The following is a 25,081-nucleotide window of genomic DNA, read 5'->3' as shown; positions in this document are numbered from 1 at the left end:
GCGACGCACACGCCGCCCCACCGTGTGACTTACTGCTTCGGGGTGATGCGGGTGATGCGGTCACCCTTCGGGTCTTCGGCGCCGCGCGACTTGTTCACCGCGAAAACGTTGCCCTTGCCATCGGCGCGCACATGGTTCGGCAGCGTGCCACCATCGAGGTTGGCGACCACCTTGCCGTCACCATTCACCACGGTGACCGTGCCAGCGCCACGGTTGCTGACATAGGCCAGGCCGGAGGCATCATCGAAGGCGACGTTCAGCGCACCGGCGCCGACCGGCACGTCATGCAGCACCTTGCCGGCAGCCACGTCGACGATCAGCAGGTTGTCGGTGCCCTGCGAGGCCACGTACAGGCGGTTGCGCGCCGCGTCGAAGGCCACGCCCGAGGCACTGATCGAATTGCCCAGATCGATGACCTTCTCGACCTTGCCGCTGGCCACATCGATCACTGCCGCCTCCGGGGTGCCGATGCTGACGGTGAACAGCTTGCCGCCCTTCTCGTCCAGCACCAGGCTCATCGGGGTGAACTTGCCGTCGTCCACGCCGGATTCCAGCGTCACCTGCGGCAGTTCCTTGAGGGTCTTCGCATCGAACACCGTCAGGTGGTCCTCGCCGGTGGCAGAAGCGAACACTTTGCCGTGCGTACCGTCGACGACTACGTCGCGCGCGTGCGGCACGGTGTCGACCGGGAACTGGTGGACCAGCGACAGGTCCTTCTGGCGGTAGACCGCGATCGAGTTCTGGCGGGTATTGGTCACCCACACATTGCCGTTGGTGTCATCCACGCCCACGCCGTAGACCGCATACACCGCACCATTGGTGCTGCCCGGCACCTGCGCCGGGGTGATCGCCTTGGTCACCTTCAGCGACTTCGGGTCCAGCTTCAGCAGCTGCGACTGGGTCACCGGCGGGCGACCCACCGCCGAGGTCACGAACACCGCGTTGCTGGCGGCACTGTAGGCGGACTGGTACAGGCCCGGCACCAGCTTGTTGGACTGGGTGGCGAACTGCGCCTGGCCGGACAGCGGCAGCTGCGGCGAGACGCGCAGCTTCAGCACGGTGGCCGCAGCCGGTTGGCTGGCGCGCACCACCACCGGATGAGTGCCCGGCACCGCGTCGGCCGGAATGCTCAACTGGGTCTTGAAGTTGCCATCAGCATCGACCACCAGCGGCTGCGCGTTGAGCACGCTGTCACCGCGCAGCAGGCTGACCTTCTGGCCCGGCAAGAACCCACGGCCGACCACGTCGGCAGTGCTGCCGGGAACCACGTTCTCACCGCGTGAGACGACTTCACCCTTGAAGGTGGCGTTGGCCGGCTGGTCGAACACCGGCTGCGCGGTGGCGGTCACCGCCAGCAAGAGGCCGGCGGCGAGAGAGGTGAGACGGAAAGACGGACGGAACGACATGGAAGGCTCCTTGCACACGTAGGCCGCGCCACGCGGCGCGGGAGTCATCGGTTGCCTGGGCCGCTGCACGCCGGCAGCCTCGCCTGGGTAGTGGGGTCGCACGGCATCGCGTGCGAAGGCATTCATTCGGCGGCGTTGTCCCCGCCACTGGGCGCGCCATCGCCGGCGCTGCGGTCGGTCACGCCGTACAGTTCATGCAGCGCGGCATGGAACGAGGCCGGCAGCATCGGGCCGTGTCCCAGCCCCGGGAACTCGCGGTACTGCACGCTCAGGCCCGGCACCTTCGCCAGCCGCTCGGACAGCTGCATCGCCGCATCCGGCGTGGCACCGCCAATGCGGCGCAGGTGCGCGACCACCCGTGGGTTGCTCAGGTCGCGCTTGCCACGATCGCCAACACGCTCGGCACCGCCCAGCATCAGCCAGAGCTTTGCCGGTTGGCCATGCACGTTCTGCACGAACTGCTGTTCCGGATCACCCAGCGCCGCGCCCTGGCTCCACCACAGCGAGGGACTGGCCGCCAGATAGGACTGGAAGGCGGCGGGGCGGGTGTAGAGCGCATTGAGCACGAACAGCCCGCCCAACGAGTGCCCCCACAGTGCTTGCTGCTGCGTATCGATGCGTACGCGTCGCTCGACTTCCGGCTTGATGCGGCGTTCGATCACATCCAGGAAAACCGCAGCACCACCGCCAACTGCCTGGGTCGTACCGCTCTCGTCATCGGCACGGTCGATCCACGCGGTGTAGTCGCGGGTGCGCGCCTTGGAATCGATGCGCAGTTCATTGTCATAGCCGATCAGCACCAGCACCGGCGGTACCTTGCGCGTGGCCAGCTCGGCCAGCAGCGGCTGATCCAGCACCATGGCCACCGCATTGCCATCCAGTGCGTACAGCACCGGCGACGGCGCCTTGCCAGGCTTGACCGGGATCGCCAGATTCACCCGCCAACGGCGCTGCTGGTCCGGGCTGTCCACCACGAAATGTTCGAAGCGATAGCTGATCGCCGGCTCGTCGAGCACGGTATGGCCGATCTTCTGCAGCGGATTGCGCTGCTGGGCATGGGCGTACGAGGTGACCAGGAGCAGAGCCATCATCAGGGCGGCCAGGCTGCGGGCCAGCGGACCACGGCGCGAAGGCGGGACGAAATGCTTCATCAGCGGCGGCACGAGCGGCCGATGGCCGCCGGTTCACAGGGGACCGCAGTCTACCTTAAACGCGAATGATTATCACATCGATCAAATGTCACACTGTGTATCACGCGCGCGATGCGTTCATTTTCCCGGTTGCGCCAGAAACACCGAATCCACTATTTTGCCGGGCAGCAGGGCGCAGGAGCGCCCTTCCCTCGCAGGGCTGCGGATGGATGGGCAATCGAGCCATCGGCCGCGCCCTGTCCCTTGCCAAACCCATCCACGCATGGCGTGGATCTGCTCACCACCACCCACGGGAATGGATCCCGTGACTGCGAGAACATCTTGAAGCGCACCGCCCTGATCGCCCTTTCCCTCGGCCTGCTTGCACCGCTGGCCGCCCATGCCGCACAGGACCTGCCAACGCTCTACCAGGCCTTTGAAGAAGCCGGCAATTCTTCACTGGGCATGGACGAACTCAACCAGACGGTGACATTCACTGCCGTGGCACTGAGCGTTTCCAGCAACCTGGCGGGCGAGCCGCTGATCGAGGCCGGCGACGACCAGGGCAATGTCCTGGCCCGGCTGACCAGCGACGATGAGCAGCAGGCGGCCAAGCTGGGCGCGCTGGAAGAAGGCGCGACCTTCACCGCCAGCTGCACGCTGCAGTTCAGCTCGGGAACGGATTACCTGTCCTTCGGCGACTGCAGCATCAAGTAAAGATGAAGCCGGCAAAATGCCGGCTTCATTTCTTTGCCTCTGTAGCGTCGAGCCATGCTCGACTCATGCATCATCACGGCCCCGCAGGCACCGGGCCGTAGACGTTCTGCTGCGGTGTACCCGGCAGCAGCGCGAACACGAAGATCACCAGACCACCGAACGGAACAAAGGCCAGCAGGTACATCCAGCCCGACTGGTTGCAGTCGTGCAGGCGGCGCACGGTGACGGCGATGACCGGCACGAAGGTGGCCAGCCAGAACACGACGAACAGGATGATCGAAGCAATGCCCAGCATGTCGGACTGCATCACCAGCCCGGCGATGAGCGGCACCATCAGGACGGTCGAGACGATCAACAGGAACAGCTGGAACATCCAGTACTCGCACGGTTGGCACGGCCCTCGAACTGGGCATAACGCTTCAACGGCAGAATCATTTCCTGCACGGCATCGATCCTTGAAAAAGTAGCCGCGCAGTCTGCCAAAGGAACGCCCGCAGGACAATGTGATGACGAACCACACTCGACCGCCATTACCCCTGTAGAGCCGAGCCATGCTCGGCTCCTGTTTCCGCAGGTGCTGCTGGCTCGGTCCAGAGTGGAGTCGAGCATCGCTCGATCCTACATAAGCCAGCTCAACGGCCCTTCGCGGCCCGCGCCGCCTCGCGCTCGGCGCGCAGCCGATCCAGCTTTTCCTTCAGCTTGATCTCCAGGCCGCGCGGCACCGGGTTGTAGTACACCCGTTCGCCCATCGCGTCCGGAAAACCGGTCTGGTCCAGCGCGATGCCTCCTTCGGCATCGTGGTCGTACTGGTATTCGGCGCCGTAGCCCAGCTCCTTCATCAGCTTGGTCGGCGCATTGCGCAGGTGCAGAGGCACCTCTTCGGTACCGCTCTGGCGCACGTCGGCCTTGGCCTGGTTGAACGCGGCGTAGCCCGCGTTCGACTTGGCGGTGCTGGCCAGGTACAGCACCAACTGGGCGAACGCGAGCTCGCCTTCCGGGCTGCCCAGCCGCTCGTAGATGTCCCAGGCTTCCAGCGCCATGCTCTGCGCGCGCGGATCGGCCAGGCCGATGTCCTCGATGGCCATGCGGGTCAGCCGGCGCGCGAGATACGACGGATCGCAGCCGCCATCGAGCATGCGGGTCAGCCAGTACAGCGCAGCATCGGGGTTGGAGCTGCGCACGGACTTGTGCAGCGCCGAAATCTGGTCGTAGAACTGCTCGCCGCCCTTGTCGAAGCGGCGGGTACGGTCGGCCAGCACCTGGGTCAGGGTCTGCGGGGTGATGCGACCACCCTCCCCGCCCGCCAGTTCTGCGGCGATTTCCAACAGGGTCAGCGCACGGCGCACGTCACCATCGGCAGCGGTGGCGATTTCCAGCAGCAGCTCGGGAGCGACCTCGATACCCTCCTCGCCCAGGCCGCGCTCGCGATCCCCCAGCGCACGTTCCAGCGCTTCGACGATATCGGTTGGTGATACCGCTTCCAGCACATGCACGCGGCAACGCGACAGCAGCGCCGAGTTCAGCTCGAAGGACGGGTTCTCGGTGGTGGCGCCGACGAACAGGATCGTGCCGCGCTCGATGTGTGGCAGGAATGCGTCCTGCTGCGCCTTGTTGAAACGATGCACCTCGTCCACGAACAGCACGGTGCGCCGGCCCTCCGCGAAGCGTTGCGCGGCCTCGGCCAGCACCTGGCGCACCTCCGGCAGCCCGGACAGCACGGCAGAGATGGCGCGGAATTCCGCATCGGCGTACTCGGCCAGCAGCAGCGCCAGCGTGGTCTTGCCGCAGCCGGGCGGCCCCCACAGGATCATCGAATGCACGCGACCGGATTCAACCGCGCGGCGCAGTGCGCTGTCCGGCGCCAGCAGGCGCTTCTGCCCGACCATTTCGTCCAGGGTGCGCGGGCGCATGCGCTCGGCCAGCGGGCGCAGATGTTCCCGATCAACACTCAGCAGATCGGGGCCGGGGAAGGAAGTTGAACGATGTCTTGCCACCCGCTCATTGTACCGCGCCGCCCAACGGTAGCGCCGGGCCGTGCCCGGCGGGCGGGACGCGATGTCCGGTAGTGCCGGCCGCTGGCCGGCTGATCAACAGCGTGTCAACCAAGGTTGACACCCACCAAGGTGGTGCCGGTTAGCACCCACCAGAGCAGGTAGCGCCGGGCCATGCCCGGCGACCGCCATCAATTACCGATAACGTCTGTGCCCTTCGGCGGCGTAAAGCTGAAGGTGCCAGCCGCGAAGCCCGGGTTGCGCTTCCAGCCGCTGAAGCTGATCACGGTACGCTGGCCAACCGCATCGGTGATTTCCATCTTGGCCAGGCCCTGGGCGTTGAAGCCCAGCGCGGCGTACTGGAAGCTGGCTTCGGTCTCGCGCTTCGGCGACAGCGACAGCCACTGCAGGCCGTCGCGCTGCGCGGCCTCTTCACTGACGTCGTACTGCTGCTCCAGCAGCGCCGGGTTGATCAGTGCGGTCAGCGGGCTGTTCTGCTCTTCCTTGCCCTGCTCGCGCACGGTGGCCTGCTCCAGGTCCGGCTCGTACATCCAGACCTTCTTGCCATCAGCCACGATCAGCTGTTCGTGCGGGCGCACGTATTCCCAGCGGAACAGGCGCGGCGCCGACAGCGCCACGCGGCCACTGGTCGATTCCTTCACCTTGCCGCGGCTGTCGAACACCTGCTGGCTGAACTGGCCATCCAGGCCCTTCAGGCCACTGGTGAAAGTCTTCAGGTCATCGCGGGCGCCAGCCCAGGCGCTGCCGGCGGCGGCGCAGGCTACGGCCAGGGCGGTGGTGGCAAGAAAACGGCGGAAGCGGAAGTTCATGCGGAAATCCTGTGGGCGCGGGCGCCAGGAAAGGTGGTTGCAAGTGTGCCCGGGGAAAGATGAATGGGCGATCAGGGCGACATTATGCCGCCCTGAACGTGCATCGGCGATTCAGCCGCCCGAGCCGGGCAGCTTGCCGTACAGCACCTGCCCACGGAAGCCGCGCCGCACTTCGCGGTACAGCGCGCGGAACGCCGGATAATCCTGCGGCTGGCACAATGCCTCCGGGCCGCGCACCGCATTCTGCTGCAACCGGTGGTGCACGATCACCTCCTGCCCTTCGCGGCTCCAGTCCACGCGGTACTCGCCGGCGGCGTTGGCGAATCGCTGGCTGGCCGGGATGGCGATGATCGGCGCGTTGGCCGGGAACTGCAGGCGATAGGTTTCCTCGCGCAGGCTGGCATTGCAGTAGAACGGCGTTTCGTTGGCCGGCGCAGAAGCGGTGGCGTACAGGCCACGCACCGACTCGCCACCCGGCGGGTCCGGCACCGCCATGCCGCCGGCCACGCTGAAGTCGGCGTAGTCCTCGGCCTGGAACGCCATGCGATAGCCGAAGGGCCGGGTCAGGTCGACCGGCACGCCCTGGATCTGCAGCTGCCCTCGCCCGTCGAAACCAGACGAGGCCATGATCTGCTCTTCAGCGCGCGCACGGTTCTGCGCGTTGAGCTGGGAGAACTGCGCACGCATGCCGATCTCGGCGTTCTCGCCCAGTTTCGGAATGGTCTCGCCGCGCAGGTTGCCGTTGGCGTCGAAGGTAAACCGCACTTCCATCGAGGTGGCGTTACGCTCCGGCGTGTTGGCCGGGGTGCGCGCCAGCGTGGCGTCACGGGTACGCATCACCGGTGCACCCAGGTCACCCTCTGGCAGCTGACCGAAGCGCGCCCACGCGGTGGTCGAATCCAGGTACAGATCGAATTCGGGAATGTAGGTGATGGCGTGGTTGAAGCGGCCCAGCACCGGAATCTTCGGCAGCGTCGGGCCGCCCCCCGCACCGATCAGCACCGGCGAGCTGGCGATGCCCTTGGCCGCCAGCAGCGCCTCGAGGATCGTCACGTGATCCTTGCAGTCACCATAGTGATTGTCGAGGATGCTCTGCGCGCTGTTCGGCTCCAGGCCGCCATTGCCCAGGTATACCGCCACGTAGCGGATGTTCTGCGCCACCCAGCGGTATAGCGCATCGGCCTGCTCGCGCCGGTCGCTGATGCCGGCGGTGATCTCATCAGCCAGCGCCTGCAGCGCCGGGGTCACCTCGGCCGCCGGGCCCGCCTTGAGCTGGTAGGCGCGCCCCATCTGCGACCAGTCACGATACGTGCTGGCCATGATGTTCGGGCCGAACTCCCAGCCCGCCGCCGACCAGTTCTGCGCCGGCATCGCCTCACGACGCTGGTAGCGCCAGCGCCATTGCGCCTGGCCGTTCTTCACCGTCGGCCGGTCACTGCCCTGCACGCCGCGGCTGTCGACGAACATCGGCAGGTTGGCCGGCGCACTCAGGGTGACCTCGGCGTCCTCGTACTCGGTGAAGACGTTGAAGGTCTCCCACAGGCCGAAATAGCCCGGGAAGTACGGCGTAGCCTGGGTGCGGCGCACCTGGTAGTACAGGCGCGTGCCCGGGGCCAGGTTCGGGAACACGATCACCCGCACCTTGCGGTCGGCATACATCGCCGCCGAGGCGCTGGAGTAGCTCTCCTGGGTGTAGATGCGGTCGGCCGGCACGTCGCGGCGCTGGCCATCGGCGGTGATGGTGTAGGCACCGAGCACTTCCAGCGTCTCCATCTTTTCGCTGTAGCTCAGCCGCACTTGGCTGAACTGCTCGACGGAGGCCTTGGTCTTGAGAAGGACTTCGTAGGTTTCGGTCTGCACATTGCCCGCGTCCGGCCGGACCTGGTAGTCGGCGCGGTAACGGACAATGCTGAAATTATTGCTGGCTTCGGTATCGCCGCTGGTGGAAGGCGGCGCCGTGGCGGGCGCGGAGGTGGCGGTTTCTGCCAGTGCCGGGCCGGCAGCCATCAGGGCTGCCAGCGCCAGCGCCAGCGCGCTTGGTACGGGGTGAAGCATGCGTCGGTTCCTTGGACGTCGTGGGGGATACGTCGGGTCTTACTTCGGCGGCGGCGGTGCCAGCACCGTGCGGTCGCCGTTGTGCTCCGGCGGGCTGACCACGCCGGCCGCTTCCATGGCCTCGATCAGTCGCGCTGCACGGTTGTAGCCGATCTTCAGCCGGCGCTGCACGCCGGAAATCGAGGCACGGCGGGTCTCGGTGACCACCCGTAGTGCTTCGTCATACAACGGGTCGGACTCGTCGCCGGCTGCACTGGTCTCGGGCAGGCCGGTGGCACCGACGACCACGCCGTCGCCCATCGTCTGCACCTCATCCAGCACCCCGTCGACATAGTCGGCCGGGCCCATCGCCTTGAGATGCTCGACCACGCGATGCACTTCATCGTCGGACACGAACGCACCGTGCACACGCTCGGGCAGCGCGGTGCCCGGCGGCAGGTACAGCATGTCGCCGTGGCCCAGCAGTGTTTCCGCGCCGGACTGGTCGAGGATGGTGCGCGAGTCGATCTTGGAGCTGACCTGGAAGGCGATACGGGTCGGGATGTTGGCCTTGATCAGGCCGGTGATCACGTCCACCGACGGGCGCTGCGTGGCCAGGATCAGGTGGATGCCGGCCGCACGCGCCTTCTGCGCCAGGCGCGCGATCAGCTCTTCCACCTTCTTGCCGACGATCATCATCATGTCGGCGAATTCGTCGATGAAGATGACGATGAACGGCAGCGTTTCCAGCGGACGCGGTGCCTCGCCGAGCTCCGGGTTCGGCTTGAACAGCGGATCCATCAGCGGCTGGCCGGCGTCCTGGGCTTCCTTCACCTTCTTGTTGAAGCCGGCCAGGTTGCGCACGCCCACCGCGCTCATCAGCTTGTAGCGGCGCTCCATCTCGGCCACGCACCAGCGCAGGCCGTTCGCGGCCTCCTTCATGTCGGTGACCACCGGCGCCAGCAGGTGCGGGATGCCCTGGTAGACGCTCAGTTCGAGCATCTTCGGGTCGATCATCAGCATCCGCAGGTCTTTCGGCGAGGCCTTGAACAACAGGCTCAGCACCATCGCATTGACCGCCACCGACTTGCCCGAACCGGTGGTACCGGCCACCAGCAGATGCGGCATGCGTGCCAGGTCGGCCACGGTCGGGCGACCGGCGATGTCCTTGCCCAGCGCCAGGGTCAGCACACTGGCCGACTTGTCATATTCCTTCGAGCGCAGCAGTTCGGACAGGAAGATCATCTCGCGGGTGACATTGGGGATTTCCAGGCCGATCACCGACTTGCCCGGAATGACATCGACCACGCGCACCGACTTCACCGACAGGCCACGCGCGATGTCCTTGTCCAGCGAACTGATCTGGCTGACCTTGATACCCGGTGCTGGCTCGATCTCGAAGCGGGTGATGACCGGGCCGGGATTGGCGCCGACCACCTGCGCATCGATGCGGAAGTCCTTCAGCTTGAACTCGATCTGCCGCGACAGGGTTTCCAGTGTTTCTTCGTCGTAGCCCTTCGGCTGCGGCTTGGGATCATCCAGCAGCGCCAGCGGCGGCAGGTCCGAGCCATCACCGTTGACGCCGCGGAACATCGGAATCTGGGTATCGCGCTTGGCCCGATCACTCTTCTCGATCACCGGCTCCGGACGCGGCTCGATCTTCACCGGCTCGCGCTTGGCGCGCACCTCGGCGTCGGCCTTGCGTACTTCCTGGCGTTCCTCGCGCATCACCCGGGTCTGCTTCCACTCGGTGACTTCTTCCTTCTTGCGTTCCAGCAACGGCGCCAGCGACATCACGCCGCGGCCGATCTTCTCCATCACCGTGAACCAGGACAGCCCGGTGGCCAGGGTGATCGAGGCCAGCAGCAGCACCAGCACGAACAGGTTCGCCCCCAGCGCGCCGAAGCCCACCGTGAGCGAATTGCCGACCAGCTTGCCGAGGATGCCGCCGGCACTGGCGACATCGCCACTGAACAGGCGCACATGCAGGAAGCCGGTGCCGGCGATCAGGAAACCGACCAGACCGACCAGGCGCAGTGCCGGATCCAGGTCGTTCTCGCCCTTGCTCTCGCGCTTGAGGCCGAACATGGCGATCCACGCCAGCGCGCCGAGCACCACCGGCAGCAGGAAGGCGATGTAGCCGAACAGCTGCAGCAGCACGTCGGCGATCCAGGCGCCGGCGCGGCCGCCCAGGTTGTGCACCGGCGCAACCACGCTGCCGGTGTGCGACCAGCCCGGATCAGTCGCTGAATAGGTGAAAAGACTGGCCGCCAGATACAGCAGGGCCGGCGCGATGGCGATCAGGCCCAGGTCGCGCCAGAGGCGCTGGCGGCGTGGATTGTCGGTCGTCGCCGCCGCGGCCGTGCGACGTGACGCCTTGCTGTCGTCGGACTTGGAGCGTTCGGGGACCTGCTTCGCCACCTTAGACCATACCTTTGGAATGCGCTGTTAGTGATTGATAATAAATGAGACGGCGTCAGTTTTCAGTTATGCGACGTCCGCCAGGGCAATCTGAGGGCCGAAACCACTGCTGGATGACGGCGTTCCGTTCATCGGCTTGAATCGCCCTGCCCCAGCCGCCACTCTATGACCAGCCACGGATGCTGCGCAAACATCGCCAGCGCCTTGTCCCATCTACCTTTTCGCGAGTCTACATGAGCACCAGCCTGCCCTCCCGCCACCAGCGCCTCGTCATCCTCGGTTCCGGACCGGCCGGCTGGACCGCCGCCGTCTACGCCGCCCGCGCCAACCTGAAGCCGGTCGTCATCACCGGCCTGCAGCAGGGCGGCCAGCTGATGACAACCACCGAGGTGGACAACTGGCCGGGTGACGCCCACGGCCTGATGGGCCCGGACCTGATGGCGCGCATGCAGGCTCACGCCGAGCGCTTCGAGACCGAGGTCATCTTCGACCACATCCACACCGCCGACCTGTCGCAGCGCCCGTTCAAGCTGATCGGCGACAGCCACGAGTACACCTGCGATGCGCTGATCATCGCCACCGGCGCGACCGCCAAGTACCTGGGCATCCCGACCGAAGAGACCTTCAAGGGCCGCGGTGTGTCCGCCTGCGCCACCTGTGACGGCTTCTTCTACCGCGACCAGGACGTGGTCGTGGTCGGCGGTGGCAACACCGCCGTGGAAGAGGCCCTTTACCTGTCCAACATCGCCCGCAAGGTCTATCTGGTCCACCGCCGCGACACCCTGAAGGCGGAAAAGATCATGCAGGACAAGCTGTTTGCCAAGGTTGCTGCCGGCAAGATCGAGACCGTCTGGCACCACCAGGTGGAGGAAGTGCTGGGCAACGACGCCGGCGTGACCGGCGTGCGCGTGAAGTCGACGCTGGACGGCAGTACCCGTGACATCGACGCCCACGGCTTCTTCGTGGCCATCGGCCACCATCCGAATACCCAGCTGTTCGACGGCCAGCTGGCGATGAACAACGGCTACCTGGAGATCCGCTCGGGCCTGGGCGGCAACGCCACCCAGACCTCGGTGGAAGGCGTATTTGCTGCCGGCGACGTGGCCGACCAGCACTACCGCCAGGCGATCACTTCGGCCGGCTTCGGCTGCATGGCCGCCTTGGACGCCGAGCGCTACCTGGACGCCCAGGGCAAGGCCAGCTGAGAGGCTGACCCGCTCCTGCAGGGTCGAGCCACACCCGACTCCGGATGATAGGCCGACGCCAGTGCGTCGGCCTTTCTGTTTCATCTGCCCTATCCTTCCCCCATGTCTTCCCCCCGCTTCCTCGACTCCCTGCAGTCCATTGCCGCGACCGACTGGGATGCCCTGCACGACGGCCGCAACCCCTTCGTCAGCCATGCCTTCCTTTCCGGGCTTGAACAGCACGGTTGCCTGCGCGAGGACTGGGGCTGGCAGGCCCGGCACTTCACGCTCTGGGAAGGCAACACCCTGGTCGGCGCCATTCCGGGCTACCTGAAGACCAACTCTCACGGCGAGTTCGTGTTCGACCATGCGTGGGCCAACGCGTATGCGCGGCATGGCCGCGACTACTATCCGAAGTGGCTGGGCGCAGTACCTTACTCGCCGGTCACTGGCCCGCGGTTGTTGGCACGTCACGATTTAGGGCGCGCCGCCCTGCTTTCGGCATTGCGCGAGGCCCTGCCCGCGCTGGAGGTATCCTCGGCCCATATCAACTTCCACACCGCAGTGGACGAGGCCCTGTTCGGCGATGACTGGCTGCTGCGCGAGGACGTGCAGTTCCAGTGGCAGAACCCGGGCGACTGGGCGACATTCGAGCAGTTCCTCGGTGCGATGAACCACAAGCATCGGAAGAACATCCGCCAGGAACGGGCCAAGGTCACCCGCCAGGGCATCAGCTTCCGCGTGGTACACGGCGATGAAGCCGGCCGCGCCGACCTGCAGGCGATGTACCGCTTCTACCTGCAGACCTTCCTCGAGTACGGCAACGCCCCGGCACTGACCGAGGCCTTCCTGCGCCATCTGGCCATTTCATTGGGGCGAGGACTGGTGCTGTTCCTGGCCGAACAGGACGGCGAGCCGATTGCCGGCGCGCTGTGCCTGCGCGGTGGCGACACGCTATACGGCCGCTACTGGGGTGGCGCTACCCTGCCCGGCCTGCATTTCGAGGCCTGTTACTACCAGGGCATCGAGTACTGCCTGCGCGAAGGCCTGAGCCGTTTCGAGCCCGGCGCTCAGGGCGAGCACAAGCTGGCGCGTGGCTTCCTGCCGACGCTGGTACGCAGCCGGCACTGGGTGGCCGACGCGGATTTCGCAGAAGCACTGCAGGACTGGTGCCGGCAGGAGCGGCGGGATGTGCGGCGGTACCAGCAGGAGCTGCAGGGGCATGGGCCGTTCCGAGGAGAGCCGTAGAGTCGGGCCGGATGAGGCACCCGGAAAGGTGTGCCAACCAAGATTGGCACCGGCAGCGCGTGCGCATCCCAGTCGCATCACCACGGCGAATACAATGCCGGCATGACCCGCCAGCTGCCCTGGCGCCTGGCCGATGCGCCGGACGCGCCCTTCCCTCCAGCCGAGACCGCCCTGCACCAGCCCGACGGCCTGCTCGCGGTGGGCGGCGACCTGCATCCGGTGCGACTGCTCAACGCCTATGCCGGCGGCATCTTCCCGTGGTTCAGCGAGGGCGAGCCAATCCTGTGGTGGTCGCCAGACCCGCGCATGGTGTTCCGCACCGAGGGCGTGCACCTGTCCAGCCGCTTCCGCCGCCAGTTGCGCGGCAGCACGTGGGAGATCACCGCCGACACCGCTTTCAGTCGTGTGATGCGTGCCTGCGCCGCAGCACCGCGACCGGGCCAGGACGGTACGTGGATCAGCCCGGCGATGGTCGAGGCTTATGGCCAGCTGCACGACCTCGGCTTTGCCCATTCCTTCGAGGTCTGGGACCGGCAGACGCTGGTCGGCGGCATCTATGGGGTGGCGATCGGATCGATGTTTTTCGGCGAAAGCATGTTCAGTGGCGCCAGCGGCGGCTCCAAGATCGCCCTGGCCGCCCTGGCATCCACCCTGCGTGACTGGGGCTGGGAACTGATCGATGCCCAGGTGGAGAATCCGCACCTGCTGCGGATGGGCGCCGAGCACCTGCCGCGCGCGGACTTTCTGGAGCACGTCCGTCAGGCCGTACACCGTGACGGCCGTGAAGGCCCCTGGACCCAGGCGGTCGGACGCTTGCCAGCACGGCGTTTGGCCGGGGGTTAACACAAACTTTGCAAGCCGGGCCCATCACGCGTAAAATACCGCGCCTTAGGCCCAGCGTGGCCGTTTTCTGAACCGCACAGGACTACATGTCGAAAGACGATTCCATCGAGTTCGAGGGCACCGTCAGCGAGACGCTGCCGAACACCACTTTCCGCGTTCGTCTGGAAAATGGGCACGAAATCATCGCCCACATCTCCGGCCGCATGCGCAAGAACTACATCCGCATCCTCACCGGTGACCGGGTCAAGGTTGAAATGACCCCGTACGACCTGACCAAGGGTCGTATCACCTACCGCATGAAGTAAGCGGTCGGCGCAGTGCGCCACTCCGACAGGGCCGGCCTCGCTTCCGGCCCTTTGTCGTGCACGGAATAAAGTCAAAGTCTCCGGGGTCGTTCGATTTTCGTCCTTGTCTGAAATCCAGCAGCGCGCGGGAGCCCTAGGCTCTACGCGTTCTTCACACGAGACCTTGCGTGCATGACTTACCTGATCGTACTTGACCCGCAGTCCGTCACCAGCCGCTGCTACGCCAGCAAGGGCCCGGACGGCACCTGGTTCGGTCAGCCCTGCCTGGTCTGCACCAGCATGGACGCCTCGCATCCCCTGTACCTGGCCGTGCAGCGCGAGATATCGCACATGGGCAGTACGCTCAAGCAGCGCCTGCACATTCCGCACGAGGCGGTCGCCTTTGTCATCGAAGACGGCGGCGACCAGGGCCGGCAACAGGGGTTCCGCTCGATCGCGGCCTGATGCGCCAAAGGTCATCGTGACCGATCTCACCGTGGCGTCGGTCAGCCCTGCTTGCGGCAGATTCGCATTTGCAGCGGCGGCGGCATCCTGGGATCCGATCCAGTCCGGATCGCCGCCCCTGCCCCGCCATGAACCTGTCTTCCCTGCTGGTCCCCCTGGCTTTGTCTGCCATCACCCTGGTGGCGCCGCCCGCCCATGCCGCTGGCACCCCGCCGGCGCAATGCGTACCACTGACCGGCGAACAGCAGATCGTTCGCGCCGGCGCTGACAGGAACGTCCTGCTTCGCTCCGGTGAAGACCACTATGTGGTGCATTTCCGCAACAGCTGCCCCTCTGCCGTGCTGGCCACCCGCCTCGGCTTCAAGACCGACGGCAAGGAGGCTGACGAGCTGTGCAGCGAGGGCCGAAGCGCTCTGGACACCGGTCGCGGCAGCTGCGAGGTCGCGCGCATCGAGCCGATCGATGCCGGGCGGTTCACGCGCGAAGCGCGCCGCCGAAGCCGGTGACAGCAGACAGGACAAGGGCGGCCGAAGCCGCCCTTGTCATTCCCAGTCTTTCACGCCAAGCATTCAGCTCACTCCACCGTAACCGGCAGCAGCCGCTCCGGTTCGGCCTGGGTCTCGACCACGAGCTCGTCGTCGCGGACATCGATGCTGACCTTGCCGCCGTTGACCAGCTTGCCGAACAGCAGCTCGTCGGCCAGCGGACGCTTGATCTTGTCCTGGATCACGCGGGCCATCGGGCGCGCACCCATCAGCGGGTCGAAGCCGTGGTGGGCCAGCCAGTCGCGGGCGGTCGGGGTGGCCGACAGGCTCACGTGCTTGTCCTGCAGCAACATCTCCAGCTCGATCAGGAACTTGTCGACCACGCGCAGGATGTGCTCGAAGCCCAGCGCCTGGAACTGCACCACCGCATCAAGGCGGTTGCGGAACTCCGGGGTGAAGCTGCGGCGGATGGTCTCCATCGCATCGGTGGCATGGTCCTGCTTGGTGAAGCCGATCGAGCGCCGCGAGGCCTGTGCCGCGCCGGCATTGGTGGTCATCACCAGCACCACGTTCTTGAAGTTGGCTTCACGACCGTTGGTATCGGTCAGAACGCCGCGGTCCATCACCTGCAGCAGGATGTTGAAGATGTCCGGGTGCGCCTTCTCGATCTCGTCCAGCAGCAGCACGCAGTGCGGTGTCTTGACGATCTTCTCGGTCAGCAGGCCGCCCTGGTCGAAGCCGACATAACCCGGAGGGGCGCCGATCAGGCGGCTGATCGAATGCGGCTCCATGTACTCGGACATGTCGAAGCGGACCAGCTCGATGCCCAGCTGCAGCGCCAGCTGCTTGGTCACCTCGGTCTTGCCGACGCCGGTCGGGCCGGCGAACAGGAAGTTGCCGATCGGCTTCTCCGGGTTGCCCAAGCCCGAGCGGGCCAGCTTGATCGCCGAGGACAGCGTCTCGATCGCCGGATCCTGCCCGAAGATCACCATCTTCAGGTTGCGCTCCAGATGCTGCAGCACGTCCTTGTCGGTGGCGCTGACCTGCTTGGTCGGGATACGCGCCATCTTGGCCACGATCGCTTCCACTTCCTCGACGTCGATCAGCTCCTTGCGCTGGCCCTCCGGCAGCAGGCGCTGGCGGGCACCGGCCTCGTCGATCACGTCGATGGCCTTGTCCGGCAGCAGGCGGTCGCCGATGTGCTTCACCGACAGGTCCACCGCCGCCTGCAGCGCTTCGTCCGAATAGGTCACGCTGTGGTGCAGCTCGTATTTGGACTTCAGGCCCTGCAGGATCTCGTAGGCCTCGCCCACGGTCGGCTCTACGATATCAATCTTCTGGAAGCGGCGGGCCAGCGCCCGGTCCTTCTCGAAGATGCCGCGATATTCCTGGAAGGTGGTCGAGCCGATGCAGCGCAGCTCGCCGGAGGCCAGCGCCGGCTTGATCAGGTTGGACGCATCCATGGTGCCACCCGACGCCGAGCCGGCGCCGATGATGGTGTGGATCTCGTCGATGAACAGCACCGCGTTGGGCACCTTCTTCAGCGCGGTCAACACACCCTTCAGCCGCTTCTCGAAGTCGCCGCGGTACTTGGTGCCGGCCACCAGCGCGCCCAGGTCGAGCGAGTAGATCACCGCGTCGGCCAGCACGTCGGGCACCGAGCCCTCGACGATGCGGCGGGCCAGGCCCTCGGCGATGGCGGTCTTGCCCACGCCAGCCTCGCCCACGTACAGCGGATTGTTCTTGCGGCGCCGGCACAGGACCTGGATGGTGCGCTCGATCTCATCGCCACGACCGACCAGCGGATCGATGCGGCCGGACCGGGCCTGTTCGTTGAGGTTGCTGGCGAATTCGGTCAGGGCATCGCCCTTCGGCTCGCCATCCCCGCCTTCCATGCGGCCCTCACCCTCGGAGGAAGAGGACGGCTGCTCGCCTTCCTCGCCCAGCTTGGCGATGCCGTGGGACAGGTAATTGACCACATCCAGCCGGGTGACATCCTGCTGGTTGAGGTAGTAGACGGCGTGGGAGTCCTTTTCGCCGAAGATGGCGACCAGCACGTTGGCGCCGGTGACCTCCTTCTTGCCCGAGGACTGCACGTGGTACACGGCCCGCTGCAGCACCCGCTGGAAGCCCAGGGTCGGCTGGGTGTCACGGCCGTCATCTTCGGCCAGGCGGGACACCGAGGCCTCGATGGCCTGCTCCAGCTCCTGGCGCAGGCGTTCGGCGTCGGCACCGCAGGCCTTCAGTACGGCCTGGGCGGACGGGTTGTCGAGCAGTGCCAACAGCAGGTGTTCGACCGTCATGAACTCATGCCGGGCCTCACGGGCGCGCTTGTAGCACTGGCCGATGGTGTGTTCGAGGTCTTTGCTGAACATGGATTACTCCGGCGGCAGATGGGAACAATATGCGGCCTGACTACGCGATTTCCATCACCCTAGCGGATTGCTGCGTTCAGATGGCGTTAGCACTGCAGAACGCTTGATCTTCATTCACTCCAGAAGATCTCAACCGGCATGAGCGAACCCTACCTGAGCCGCTGGCGATTGCGGCGTGATGGCCCGGCCATCTGCACGCCCCACGCCCGGCTCTGGCCGGTGCTGACCGCTGCCGGCGCGCCGGCGATGCTGAAGATCAGCAGCGAAGCGGAGGAGCAGAACAGCCACCGCCTGCTGCGCTGGTGGGACGGTGATGGCGCTGCCCGCCTGCTGGCCCACGAGGGGCCGGCGATCCTGATCGAGCGTGCCAGCGGCGACTCGCTGCGGCAACGCTCGATCGCGGGCGACGATGACGCCTGCACCACGATCCTGTGCCAGGTCCTGCAGCGGCTGCACCGGCCACGGAGCGCGCCGCCAGCGGAACTGGTCTGCCTGCGTAGATGGTTCGCCGACCTGCTGCAGCCAAGGGCTGCGCTGCCGCCACTGCTGGAACAGTGCAGATCACTGGCGGAGGGGGTGCTGCGTGACGAACAGGAGATCCGGCCGCTGCACGGCGACCTGCACCACGACAACGTGCTCGACTTCGGCGCGCGCGGCTGGCTGGCGATCGACCCGAAGCGGCTGCTGGGCGATCGCGCGTTCGATTACACGACGCTGTTCAGCAACCCGGATCTCTGCGGCCCGGGCATCCATGTGGCCACCCGGCCCGAGCGGTTTGCCGCGCGCGTAGAACAGGTGACCGCGCTGGCCGGCCTCGAGCGCACCCGCCTGCTGCGTTGGGTAGCTGCCAGCGCAGGGCTGTCGGCGGTGTGGTTCCGCGATGATGGCGACCCAGCGGTTGTGGACGAATCGGTCGCGAGGATGGCGTTGCAGGCGCTGGCGGAAGCGTGATCCGGCTGTAGAGCCGAGCCTGCGCTCGGCTGCTCTGCCAGCGATCTGGATACCTGCACGAACAGCAGCCGAGCATGGGCTCGGCTCTACAAAAGGCCGGTCAGGCCTTTTCCATCGTGCACAGCAGCGGATGCTGGTTCATCCGCGAATACTCGTTGACCTGGGCCACCTTGGTCTCGGCCACTTCGCGGGTGAACACCCCGCACACGCCGCGGCCGCGGGTATGGACGTGGAGCATCACCTGCGTGGCCTTGTCCAGGTCCATGTTGAAGAACTGCTGGAGCACGTCCACCACGAAATCCATCGGGGTGTAGTCATCATTGAGCAGCATCACCTGGTAGAACGGCGGCGGCGCCACTTCCGGGCGCGCAGGTTCTACGGCAACGCCGTGCTCGTGCTGGGAATCGGGGGAGGACTCATGGGGCATCCGTCCATTATAGAGGCTCGGAGAAGCCTGCGTCGGCCCGCCGCAGATTGGACGGCACGCACGGCCGCCGTCACAATTGCATCTTCTCTCAACACTGTTTCACAGGATCTTCATGAAAAGGACCCTTCTTACCGCCCTGTTGATCGCCCTGGCTCCTGCCGGCGCCGCCACCGCCGCAACCACCGCCGACAAGTCCGTGGGCCGCCACCTGGACAAGCTGGGCTATACCTATGAAGTCGACGAGGACGGCGACTACCGCATGGTCTTCGACGTCGAGGGTGACCGCACCCAGATGGTCTACGTGCGCTCGGCGGTGGAAGATTTCGGCAGCCACAACATCCGCGAGATCTGGTCGCCGGCGTACAACGCCAAGACCAAGCAGTTCCCGGTGGCCGTGGCCAACCGCCTGCTGGAGGATTCGCAGGACGCCAAGATGGGCGGCTGGGTCAAGCAGGACACCACCGCCATGTTCGTGGTGAAGATCGATGCCGATGCCACCCCGGACCAGCTCAGTGACGCCATCGATGCGGCCATCCGCACCGCCGACGCGATGGAGCTGGAGCTGACCAAGAAGGACGAGTTCTGAGTTGAACGCCACGCCGGACCCGCGCTGGGCACCGCACGCCACCGTCGCCACGGTGGTGGTCGACGGCGGCCGCGTGCTGCTGGTTGAAGAGACCATCGACGGCCGCCAGGTGCTGAACCAGCCTGCCGGCCACCTCGAGCCGGGCGAAAGCCTGGCCGAGGCAGCCCTGCGCGAGACCCGCGAGGAAACCGGCTGGACGGTGCAGCTGACCCATTTCATCGGCTGCTACCAGTGGACTGCCGGCGACGGCACCGCGTTCCTGCGCTTCTGCTACGCAGCGCGCCCGCTCTCGCACGACCCGGCGCAGCCGCTGGACACCGGCATCGACCGCGCGCTGTGGCTGACCCCGGCCGAGCTGCAGGCCGCCGGCGAGCGCCAGCGCAGCCCGCTGGTCTGGCAGGTGGTGGCTGATTACCTGGGTGGCCAGCGCCATCCGCTTTCGCTGGTCCGGGAGGTCGCATGAGCACGCCGCGCGTGATGGTAGGCGTCTCCGGTGGCGTAGACTCTTCCGTCGCGGCCTGGCGCCTGGTACAGCAGGGCGAGGCCGTGGCAGGCCTGTTCATGCAGAACTGGGCCGACGACGGCAGCGGTGACTGCCGCGCTGAGGATGACCGCCGCGATGCGGTCGCCGTATGCGGCCTGCTCGGTATCCCGTTCCACTTCCGGGACTTCTCCAGCGAGTACTGGCAGGGTGTGTTCGAGCACTTCCTGGCCGAGTACGCCGCTGGCCGCACGCCGAACCCGGACGTGCTGTGCAACCGCGAGGTGAAGTTCAAGCATTTCCTGGATGCCGCCCGCGAGCTGGGCGCCGAGCGCATCGCCACCGGCCATTACGCGCGCGTAGCCCAGCGCGGTGGCCAATGGCTGCTGCTGCGTGGCGCCGACCGCTCCAAGGACCAGAGCTACTTCCTGCACCAGCTGGGCCAGGCGCAGCTGGCAGCGACCCTGTTCCCGATCGGCGACCTGGAAAAGACCGACCTGCGCCGGATTGCGCGCGACGTCGGCCTGCCGACCCACGCCAAGAAGGATTCCACCGGCATCTGCTTCATCGGCGAGCGGGATTTCCGCGAATTCCTCGGCCGCTACCTGCCGGCCAGGCCCGGCCAGATCCTTGACCCGGCCGACGGCAGCGTGATCGCCGAACATCCGGGCGTGTTCTATTTCACCCTGGGCCAGCGCGAGGGCCTGAACATCGGCGGCGTACGCGGCCGCCCGGCCGCACCGTGGTACGTGGTCGGCAAGGATGTGGCCAGCAACGTGCTGTACGTCGACCAGGACCGCGACAGCCCATGGATGCTGTCCGAACGCCTGCGCTCGGAGGCGGCGCATTGGATCGCGGGCTCGCCACCCGCGCGGCGCTTCGAATGCACCGCCCAGACCCGCTACCGACAGCCCGATGAGCCGTGTACGGTCAACGTGCTGGACGATGGCAGCGTGCTGGTCACCTTCGCGCGCCCGCAGCGTGCCGTCACCCCCGGTCAATCGCTGGTGCTGTATGACGGTGATGTGTGCCTGGGTGGCGCGGTGATCGCCGCCACCGATGCGCCGCTGGAACAGCGCCTGCGCACCACCCCCTCCCCTTTTGAGGTATCTGCTGCATGAGTTTCACTGTCGACGACCGCGTCCTGGCCTTGGCCGGCATTGCCCAGGCCCTGCAGCAGGTACGCCGCATCGCCGATACCGGCCATTCCGACGCCGCCGCCGTGCGCACCGCCGTGGACAGCGTGTTCCGTGTCGATGCGTCCTCGCCGCAGGCGGTATTCGGTGACCGCCATGCACTGAAGGCCGGGCTGCGCCTGCTGCACAACTACTTCCGCAACCACGGCCAGGATCCGATCCTGCCCAAGCTGGCCCTGTCGGTGCTGCAGCTGGAGCGCCGCTTCGTTCAGGATGGCGCCACGGTGAACAAGGTCGCCTCGGGCATCGAGCGCGCCCAGCGCCAGGCCGCCGAGCTGGGCGACAGCGGCCACCCGGATGTGCTGGCCAGCCTGGGCAGCCTGTACGCGGACACCATCAGCCACCTCAAGCCGCGGGTGATGGTGCAGGGCAACCCGCACTACCTGGGCCAGGCTGGCGTGGTGGCCGAGATCCGCGCCCTGCTGCTGGCAGCGGTGCGCTCGGCGGTGCTATGGCGGCAGCTGGGCGGCAGCTACTGGGACTTCCTGTTCGGCCGCAAGGCGATGATCGAGGCGGTGGACCGCCAGCTGGCGTAAGCGCATGGGGTCCGGGCGCTTTTCCATGGAAAAGGGAATCGGACACCGAATCACCGCCAGCGCCGGAAAACCGGCGCATTCAGAATGCACTTCGGGGCACATCGACGTTAAAGAGAAAGGGGGTACGGCCGATACATCCTCCGTGCACCTCCCGAGAACGTCCATGTACTCACGCATTTTCATCCGTCTGGCCGCCCCCCTGGCTCTGACCCTGCTGCTCCCCTTCGCCATCGGTTTCGAATGGCCGGCCGCCCTGCGCTGGGCGATCCTGACCACGATGACGCTGAGCTGGCTCGGCTTTGCGTGGTGGACCACCCGCGCCCAGGCGCACCGTTCCCCGGAACATGCCCGTGTCCTGCGTGAGCAGGACCAGCTGCTGACCGAACTGCGCAACTTCGTCGGCAACGAGATTGAGGGTTCGCGCGGCGAAGTGGAACGCGCCCGTGACCTGATCCGCCAGGCCGTCTCCAGCCTCGGTGGCAGCTTCGATGCGATGAACCGCAAGTCGCGCCAGCAGAGCCAGGCCCTGTCGCGCATCGTCGACCGCGCCGGTGATGAAGGCAATGCCGGCCTCGACGTTGCCCGTTTCGCCCAGCACGCCAGCCACCGCATGGAGCAGCTGGTGGAAGCACTGGAACAGGTCAGCGGCCAGAGCAGCACCACCGTGCAGCACATCGACCAGATGGCGCAGCACCTGGATGGCATCTTCGCGCTGCTGGAAGACGTCAAGTCGATCGCCGACCAGACCAACCTGCTGGCGCTGAACGCCGCCATCGAAGCCGCGCGTGCCGGTGAAGCCGGCCGAGGCTTCGCGGTGGTCGCCGACGAAGTGCGCAACCTGTCCGAGCGCTCGACCACCTTCAACGAGCAGATCCGCAAGCTGGCACACAGCTCCAAGGACGCCATTGCCAAGGTGCGCGAGACGGTCTCGCACATGGCCTCGCGCGACATGGACCGCTCCCGTGAAGCGCGCCAGGAAGCGGCCGCGATGCTCGACAACGTGGCCCAGATCAATGCCTCGCTGGGCGACGGCATGCGTGAAGTGTCCGAGTGCGCCCGTGCGATCGATGGCAGCGTGGCTGAAGCCGTGCGCGCCCTGCAGTTCGAAGACATCGCCACCCAGGCCCTGGGCGGCGTGCACACCCACCTGGACCGCCTGACCGCGATCAACCGTGAAGCGGTGGCGCTGCAGGAACTGCTGCACCGCAATGGCGGCGTGTTCGACGAAGAGATCGCCACCGCCCTGCAGCGCACCGGCAGCCGCCTGCGCGAACTGCGCAGCGAATGGGAACGCCCGCCGCACAAGCCGGTTGCCCAGCAGAGCATGGGCGCCGGCACCGTCGAGCTGTTCTGATCCCGATGTCCGCTGCCCTCGCCGGCAGCCCGCAAGGCCCCGGTTCGTCCGGGGCCTTTGCCTGTAACCCGCCATTGGATGCATCCTGTACGCGCACCATGACCCTGATCCGCGCCCTGCCCGCCCTCACCGACACCGAGCGCCCGCGCAACGCGAGCGTGCGTGAGCAGCTGCAACAGCTGGAGGATGTGGCACGCGAGGAGATCCGCGAGCTGCAGCAGCTGGCGGACGCGCGCCCGGCCCCGTCGCGGGCGGACGAGGCGCTGCTGGGCCTGGCCTGGGATCTCGGGCTGGATGGGGATGCGCTTAAGTAGATCCACGCCATGCGTGGATGGGCCGTCGCGCATGGCATGATCCACCGGTATCCTTCATGGAAGACCGATGGCCATCGCCCTGATCGCACTTCTGCTGATCGAGACCGTCCTTATGATGGCCTGGGCGGCCAGCTATTTCAGCTGGGGCATCACCCTGTTCAACGAACGCATTGCGGCGTCACCGGCCATGCAGGCCCGCCTCTCGCTGGGAAGCCTGGAACGTGACCTGCCGCAGGACAAGTGGCTGCGACTGGCCTTCCATGCGCTGCCCGATGGCAGCATGGCGTTCCGCGAGAGCTTCGCGCCGAGCTTCGGCCTGCGCTACTTCCCGGTGATGCGCGGTCGCATCGTACTCAACGCGCGACGGCACGAGGTGCGGGTGACGGGCCTGTGCAGCTGGTTCGTGGCGATCCTGTCGCTGCTGCTGTTGCCGCTGGTGGCGATGCGCCCGATGGTGGCGCCGATGCTGCTGGTACTGCCGCTGTTCCTGGCCAGCTATCTGGTCCAGAAGCGGCGCTATGCGGCCGTCGTCGAGGCCCTGCGCATGCAGTTGAAGGCGGAATTTTCGAGGTAGATCCACGCCATGCGTGGATGATGCCCCGCGACTCACGATTTTCGGATTGTTTGCATGGATCGTGAGCGCTCGGCCCTTCATCGTAAAGGGCCGATTCCGGTTCAGATCAGCCCGATGACCAGCGCCGCCCTCTGCCTTTCACTCGCTTTGCAGCTCCCGGTTGCTTCAGAACCGCTTGCCGTAGATCCCGACTCCCTGCTCGCCCTTCACCAAGCGCTCCAGTCCTTCGGCGAATTTCAACAGCCCTACTCCGCACCTGTAGATGTGACCGATCCTGATGCAGGTATGACCGATGCAACTGTCGAGATCTCCGCCGGGTGTGTGAAGGATGGTCCACAGGTCATCATCCTGGACGCGGATGTAGACGAGGCACCCGAGCGCTATCTGGTGCTGAACGAGCCGTGGCAAAGCCTTTCGGCGGGAACATTGTTGCTCGTCTCTGGAAACACAGCGGCCATCATCTCAACTCAGGAGGCGAACAAGGAAGCCACACAGGCCGAGCGAATGCTGACATTCCTGGGTTATCTGCCATTCGACGCCGGGAGGAATGCGTTGGTGGAACCAGGCATCGAAGCGCAGGAATCAAGCTTTGAAACCAGGGCGTTCATGGAGAGCTTCAGTGCGAGCTCCCGGGGCGAGGCGCTCTCCGAGGCGGCTCTTGCCGCATGGAAGGGCGTGCTGCCCGACCTGCTGCTGGCGCTGTGGCGACGCGACGGGTTCGCACGCTATCGCGACGACAGGCTCATCTTGGTCGATCCGCACCTGTACTCAGGGGTTGTCGCAGCCTTCCTGCAGGGCACTCCGATGGAGGGTGCTGATCGGTTCCATGCCTATGCGGTGACACCTTTCGGCCAGATGTTCTTGTGTGGAGAGAACACCTCCATGCATATCAGCATCGACCCGCACAGCGGACAGGTTTGGGCGGACTCGGATGTAGCAGCCACTGCCGACGCGACTGAACGCAACTGGAAACTGGAGTTCCTGCTGCACGTCCTGGACGCGCCCGATCTCGATGCCACCGACGATGACGAGCAGCCCCTGTACGCACGCGCACTCGATTTACTGGGCCACCTGGCTCCCAACGAGATCTACAGCTTCTCACCCTCGGTTGTTGAAGGTGGCTGGCAGGCAGCGCACCTGGTCAAGCGGGATCGTCTCGCTGAATTGAAGTCACTCGCCAAGCAGACAGCAGCAAGACGGTCCTTGCGGTCTGATGCTGAAGACAGGTAAACCCGCGCCGTTCATTGCT

General features: G+C 66.1%; 24 protein-coding genes and 1 pseudogene. 16 read left to right on the top strand and 9 right to left on the bottom strand.

Features of this window, described 5'->3' with window-relative positions:
• Positions 1-29: 29 nt before the first annotated feature.
• Both AC5P6A_RS03770 and AC5P6A_RS03765 read right to left on the bottom strand, forming a co-directional pair.
• Positions 30-1,406 carry a YncE family protein gene (locus AC5P6A_RS03770; protein ID WP_164144549.1) on the bottom strand — a complete coding sequence of 459 codons (1,377 nt, stop codon included), beginning with the start codon at positions 1,404-1,406 and terminating at the stop codon, positions 30-32.
• Between the two features lie 122 nt (positions 1,407-1,528).
• A complete protein-coding gene (locus AC5P6A_RS03765) occupies positions 1,529-2,557 on the bottom strand; it encodes an alpha/beta hydrolase (RefSeq protein ID WP_495222233.1) in 1,029 nt (342 codons plus the stop codon).
• A gap of 321 nt (positions 2,558-2,878) precedes the next feature.
• Here AC5P6A_RS03765 and AC5P6A_RS03760 point away from each other — a divergent pair, with 321 nt between their 5' ends.
• Positions 2,879-3,253, top strand: coding sequence for a hypothetical protein (locus AC5P6A_RS03760; RefSeq protein WP_021201787.1), 375 nt, complete (start codon positions 2,879-2,881; stop codon positions 3,251-3,253).
• A 73-nt stretch (positions 3,254-3,326) separates the two neighbouring features.
• Here the strand turns inward: AC5P6A_RS03760 and AC5P6A_RS03755 are convergent.
• The 5 genes and pseudogenes from AC5P6A_RS03755 to AC5P6A_RS03735 form a co-directional block, all read right to left on the bottom strand.
• Positions 3,327-3,697 (bottom strand): annotated as a pseudogene (locus AC5P6A_RS03755) (DUF805 domain-containing protein).
• A 188-nt stretch (positions 3,698-3,885) separates the two neighbouring features.
• A complete protein-coding gene (locus AC5P6A_RS03750; protein ID WP_238378447.1) occupies positions 3,886-5,163 on the bottom strand; it encodes a replication-associated recombination protein A in 1,278 nt (425 codons plus the stop codon).
• A 272-nt stretch (positions 5,164-5,435) separates the two neighbouring features.
• A complete protein-coding gene (gene lolA / locus AC5P6A_RS03745; RefSeq protein WP_312544922.1) occupies positions 5,436-6,074 on the bottom strand; it encodes an outer membrane lipoprotein periplasmic chaperone LolA in 639 nt (212 codons plus the stop codon).
• A 111-nt stretch (positions 6,075-6,185) separates the two neighbouring features.
• On the bottom strand, positions 6,186-8,129 hold the full coding sequence (locus AC5P6A_RS03740; protein ID WP_346714814.1) for a DUF3857 domain-containing protein: 1,944 nt from the start codon (positions 8,127-8,129) through the stop codon (positions 6,186-6,188).
• Between the two features lie 39 nt (positions 8,130-8,168).
• Complete coding sequence (locus AC5P6A_RS03735; protein WP_019659648.1) at positions 8,169-10,529, bottom strand: DNA translocase FtsK; 2,361 nt, start codon at positions 10,527-10,529, stop codon at positions 8,169-8,171.
• 233 nt (positions 10,530-10,762) lie between these two features.
• Here AC5P6A_RS03735 and trxB point away from each other — a divergent pair, with 233 nt between their 5' ends.
• The 6 genes from trxB (at position 10,763) to AC5P6A_RS03705 (ending at position 15,059) form a co-directional block, all read left to right on the top strand.
• Entirely contained in the window at positions 10,763-11,734 is a 972-nt protein-coding gene (gene trxB, locus AC5P6A_RS03730; protein WP_019659647.1) for a thioredoxin-disulfide reductase, read from the top strand.
• 102 nt (positions 11,735-11,836) lie between these two features.
• On the top strand, positions 11,837-12,961 hold the full coding sequence (locus AC5P6A_RS03725; protein WP_227844941.1) for a GNAT family N-acetyltransferase: 1,125 nt from the start codon (positions 11,837-11,839) through the stop codon (positions 12,959-12,961).
• A 102-nt stretch (positions 12,962-13,063) separates the two neighbouring features.
• A complete protein-coding gene (gene aat / locus AC5P6A_RS03720; protein ID WP_134731970.1) occupies positions 13,064-13,804 on the top strand; it encodes a leucyl/phenylalanyl-tRNA--protein transferase in 741 nt (246 codons plus the stop codon).
• Positions 13,805-13,890: 86 nt separating this feature from the next.
• Entirely contained in the window at positions 13,891-14,109 is a 219-nt protein-coding gene (infA, locus tag AC5P6A_RS03715) for a translation initiation factor IF-1 (protein WP_005409596.1), read from the top strand.
• A 171-nt stretch (positions 14,110-14,280) separates the two neighbouring features.
• Complete coding sequence (locus tag AC5P6A_RS03710) at positions 14,281-14,553, top strand: hypothetical protein (RefSeq protein WP_058980068.1); 273 nt, start codon at positions 14,281-14,283, stop codon at positions 14,551-14,553.
• A 128-nt stretch (positions 14,554-14,681) separates the two neighbouring features.
• Entirely contained in the window at positions 14,682-15,059 is a 378-nt protein-coding gene (locus AC5P6A_RS03705; protein ID WP_227844940.1) for a hypothetical protein, read from the top strand.
• 68 nt (positions 15,060-15,127) lie between these two features.
• Here AC5P6A_RS03705 and clpA read toward each other — a convergent pair whose 3' ends face one another.
• Positions 15,128-17,413 (bottom strand): ATP-dependent Clp protease ATP-binding subunit ClpA, encoded by a 2,286-nt coding sequence (clpA, locus tag AC5P6A_RS03700; protein ID WP_021201776.1) that lies wholly within the window; start codon positions 17,411-17,413, stop codon positions 15,128-15,130.
• A 138-nt stretch (positions 17,414-17,551) separates the two neighbouring features.
• On the opposite strand from clpA, the gene AC5P6A_RS03695 reads away from it, so the two are divergent.
• Positions 17,552-18,364 (top strand): APH(6) family putative aminoglycoside O-phosphotransferase, encoded by an 813-nt coding sequence (locus tag AC5P6A_RS03695; RefSeq protein ID WP_155029507.1) that lies wholly within the window; start codon positions 17,552-17,554, stop codon positions 18,362-18,364.
• Positions 18,365-18,464: 100 nt separating this feature from the next.
• On the opposite strand, the gene clpS is transcribed toward AC5P6A_RS03695, so the two are convergent.
• Positions 18,465-18,791 (bottom strand): ATP-dependent Clp protease adapter ClpS, encoded by a 327-nt coding sequence (gene clpS / locus AC5P6A_RS03690; protein WP_019659637.1) that lies wholly within the window; start codon positions 18,789-18,791, stop codon positions 18,465-18,467.
• A 112-nt stretch (positions 18,792-18,903) separates the two neighbouring features.
• Here clpS and AC5P6A_RS03685 point away from each other — a divergent pair, with 112 nt between their 5' ends.
• The 8 genes from AC5P6A_RS03685 (at position 18,904) to AC5P6A_RS03650 (ending at position 25,062) form a co-directional block, all read left to right on the top strand.
• Positions 18,904-19,377, top strand: coding sequence for a hypothetical protein (locus AC5P6A_RS03685; protein WP_021201774.1), 474 nt, complete (start codon positions 18,904-18,906; stop codon positions 19,375-19,377).
• Position 19,378: 1 nt separating this feature from the next.
• The gene (locus AC5P6A_RS03680) at positions 19,379-19,840 is read left to right on the top strand and encodes an NUDIX hydrolase (protein WP_019659635.1); all 462 of its coding nucleotides are present in this window, start codon (positions 19,379-19,381) and stop codon (positions 19,838-19,840) included.
• Positions 19,837-20,979: a tRNA 2-thiouridine(34) synthase MnmA gene (mnmA, locus tag AC5P6A_RS03675; RefSeq protein WP_227844939.1), complete on the top strand. Its 1,143-nt coding sequence runs from the start codon at positions 19,837-19,839 to the stop codon at positions 20,977-20,979. Before AC5P6A_RS03680 ends, mnmA begins: the two co-directional genes overlap by 4 nt.
• On the top strand, positions 20,976-21,590 hold the full coding sequence (gene hflD, locus AC5P6A_RS03670) for a high frequency lysogenization protein HflD (RefSeq protein WP_495222232.1): 615 nt from the start codon (positions 20,976-20,978) through the stop codon (positions 21,588-21,590). The genes mnmA and hflD overlap by 4 nt, the downstream gene beginning before the upstream one ends.
• 163 nt (positions 21,591-21,753) lie before the next feature.
• The gene (locus tag AC5P6A_RS03665; RefSeq protein WP_019659632.1) at positions 21,754-22,944 is read left to right on the top strand and encodes a methyl-accepting chemotaxis protein; all 1,191 of its coding nucleotides are present in this window, start codon (positions 21,754-21,756) and stop codon (positions 22,942-22,944) included.
• Between the two features lie 98 nt (positions 22,945-23,042).
• Positions 23,043-23,258 carry a hypothetical protein gene (locus AC5P6A_RS03660; RefSeq protein ID WP_005416471.1) on the top strand — a complete coding sequence of 72 codons (216 nt, stop codon included), beginning with the start codon at positions 23,043-23,045 and terminating at the stop codon, positions 23,256-23,258.
• Between the two features lie 67 nt (positions 23,259-23,325).
• A complete protein-coding gene (locus AC5P6A_RS03655) occupies positions 23,326-23,832 on the top strand; it encodes a hypothetical protein (protein WP_134734882.1) in 507 nt (168 codons plus the stop codon).
• A 54-nt stretch (positions 23,833-23,886) separates the two neighbouring features.
• Complete coding sequence (locus tag AC5P6A_RS03650) at positions 23,887-25,062, top strand: GAD-like domain-containing protein (RefSeq protein WP_329843016.1); 1,176 nt, start codon at positions 23,887-23,889, stop codon at positions 25,060-25,062.
• Positions 25,063-25,081: the final 19 nt, after the last annotated feature.

The sequence above is a fragment of the Stenotrophomonas sp. YJH_SMC_20 genome (assembly GCF_059367845.1).
This window is presented reverse-complemented; position numbering and strand designations above follow the sequence as displayed.

Excerpts from the sequence above, each read along its gene's own strand:
- AC5P6A_RS03770 (WP_164144549.1), bottom strand. The coding sequence starts at position 1,406 with ATGTCGTTCCGTCCGTCTTTCCGTCTCACCTCTCTCGCCGCCGGCCTC.
- AC5P6A_RS03765 (WP_495222233.1), bottom strand. The coding sequence starts at position 2,557 with ATGAAGCATTTCGTCCCGCCTTCGCGCCGTGGTCCGCTGGCCCGCAGC.
- AC5P6A_RS03750 (WP_238378447.1), bottom strand. The coding sequence starts at position 5,163 with ATGCGCCCGCGCACCCTGGACGAAATGGTCGGGCAGAAGCGCCTGCTG.
- lolA (WP_312544922.1), bottom strand. The coding sequence starts at position 6,074 with ATGAACTTCCGCTTCCGCCGTTTTCTTGCCACCACCGCCCTGGCCGTA.
- AC5P6A_RS03740 (WP_346714814.1), bottom strand. The coding sequence starts at position 8,129 with ATGCTTCACCCCGTACCAAGCGCGCTGGCGCTGGCGCTGGCAGCCCTG.
- trxB (WP_019659647.1), top strand. The coding sequence starts at position 10,763 with ATGAGCACCAGCCTGCCCTCCCGCCACCAGCGCCTCGTCATCCTCGGT.
- AC5P6A_RS03725 (WP_227844941.1), top strand. The coding sequence starts at position 11,837 with ATGTCTTCCCCCCGCTTCCTCGACTCCCTGCAGTCCATTGCCGCGACC.
- aat (WP_134731970.1), top strand. The coding sequence starts at position 13,064 with ATGACCCGCCAGCTGCCCTGGCGCCTGGCCGATGCGCCGGACGCGCCC.
- infA (WP_005409596.1), top strand. The coding sequence starts at position 13,891 with ATGTCGAAAGACGATTCCATCGAGTTCGAGGGCACCGTCAGCGAGACG.
- AC5P6A_RS03710 (WP_058980068.1), top strand. The coding sequence starts at position 14,281 with ATGACTTACCTGATCGTACTTGACCCGCAGTCCGTCACCAGCCGCTGC.
- AC5P6A_RS03705 (WP_227844940.1), top strand. The coding sequence starts at position 14,682 with ATGAACCTGTCTTCCCTGCTGGTCCCCCTGGCTTTGTCTGCCATCACC.
- clpA (WP_021201776.1), bottom strand. The coding sequence starts at position 17,413 with ATGTTCAGCAAAGACCTCGAACACACCATCGGCCAGTGCTACAAGCGC.
- AC5P6A_RS03695 (WP_155029507.1), top strand. The coding sequence starts at position 17,552 with ATGAGCGAACCCTACCTGAGCCGCTGGCGATTGCGGCGTGATGGCCCG.
- clpS (WP_019659637.1), bottom strand. The coding sequence starts at position 18,791 with ATGCCCCATGAGTCCTCCCCCGATTCCCAGCACGAGCACGGCGTTGCC.
- AC5P6A_RS03685 (WP_021201774.1), top strand. The coding sequence starts at position 18,904 with ATGAAAAGGACCCTTCTTACCGCCCTGTTGATCGCCCTGGCTCCTGCC.
- mnmA (WP_227844939.1), top strand. The coding sequence starts at position 19,837 with ATGAGCACGCCGCGCGTGATGGTAGGCGTCTCCGGTGGCGTAGACTCT.
- hflD (WP_495222232.1), top strand. The coding sequence starts at position 20,976 with ATGAGTTTCACTGTCGACGACCGCGTCCTGGCCTTGGCCGGCATTGCC.
- AC5P6A_RS03665 (WP_019659632.1), top strand. The coding sequence starts at position 21,754 with ATGTACTCACGCATTTTCATCCGTCTGGCCGCCCCCCTGGCTCTGACC.
- AC5P6A_RS03660 (WP_005416471.1), top strand. The coding sequence starts at position 23,043 with ATGACCCTGATCCGCGCCCTGCCCGCCCTCACCGACACCGAGCGCCCG.
- AC5P6A_RS03655 (WP_134734882.1), top strand. The coding sequence starts at position 23,326 with ATGGCCATCGCCCTGATCGCACTTCTGCTGATCGAGACCGTCCTTATG.
- AC5P6A_RS03650 (WP_329843016.1), top strand. The coding sequence starts at position 23,887 with ATGGATCGTGAGCGCTCGGCCCTTCATCGTAAAGGGCCGATTCCGGTT.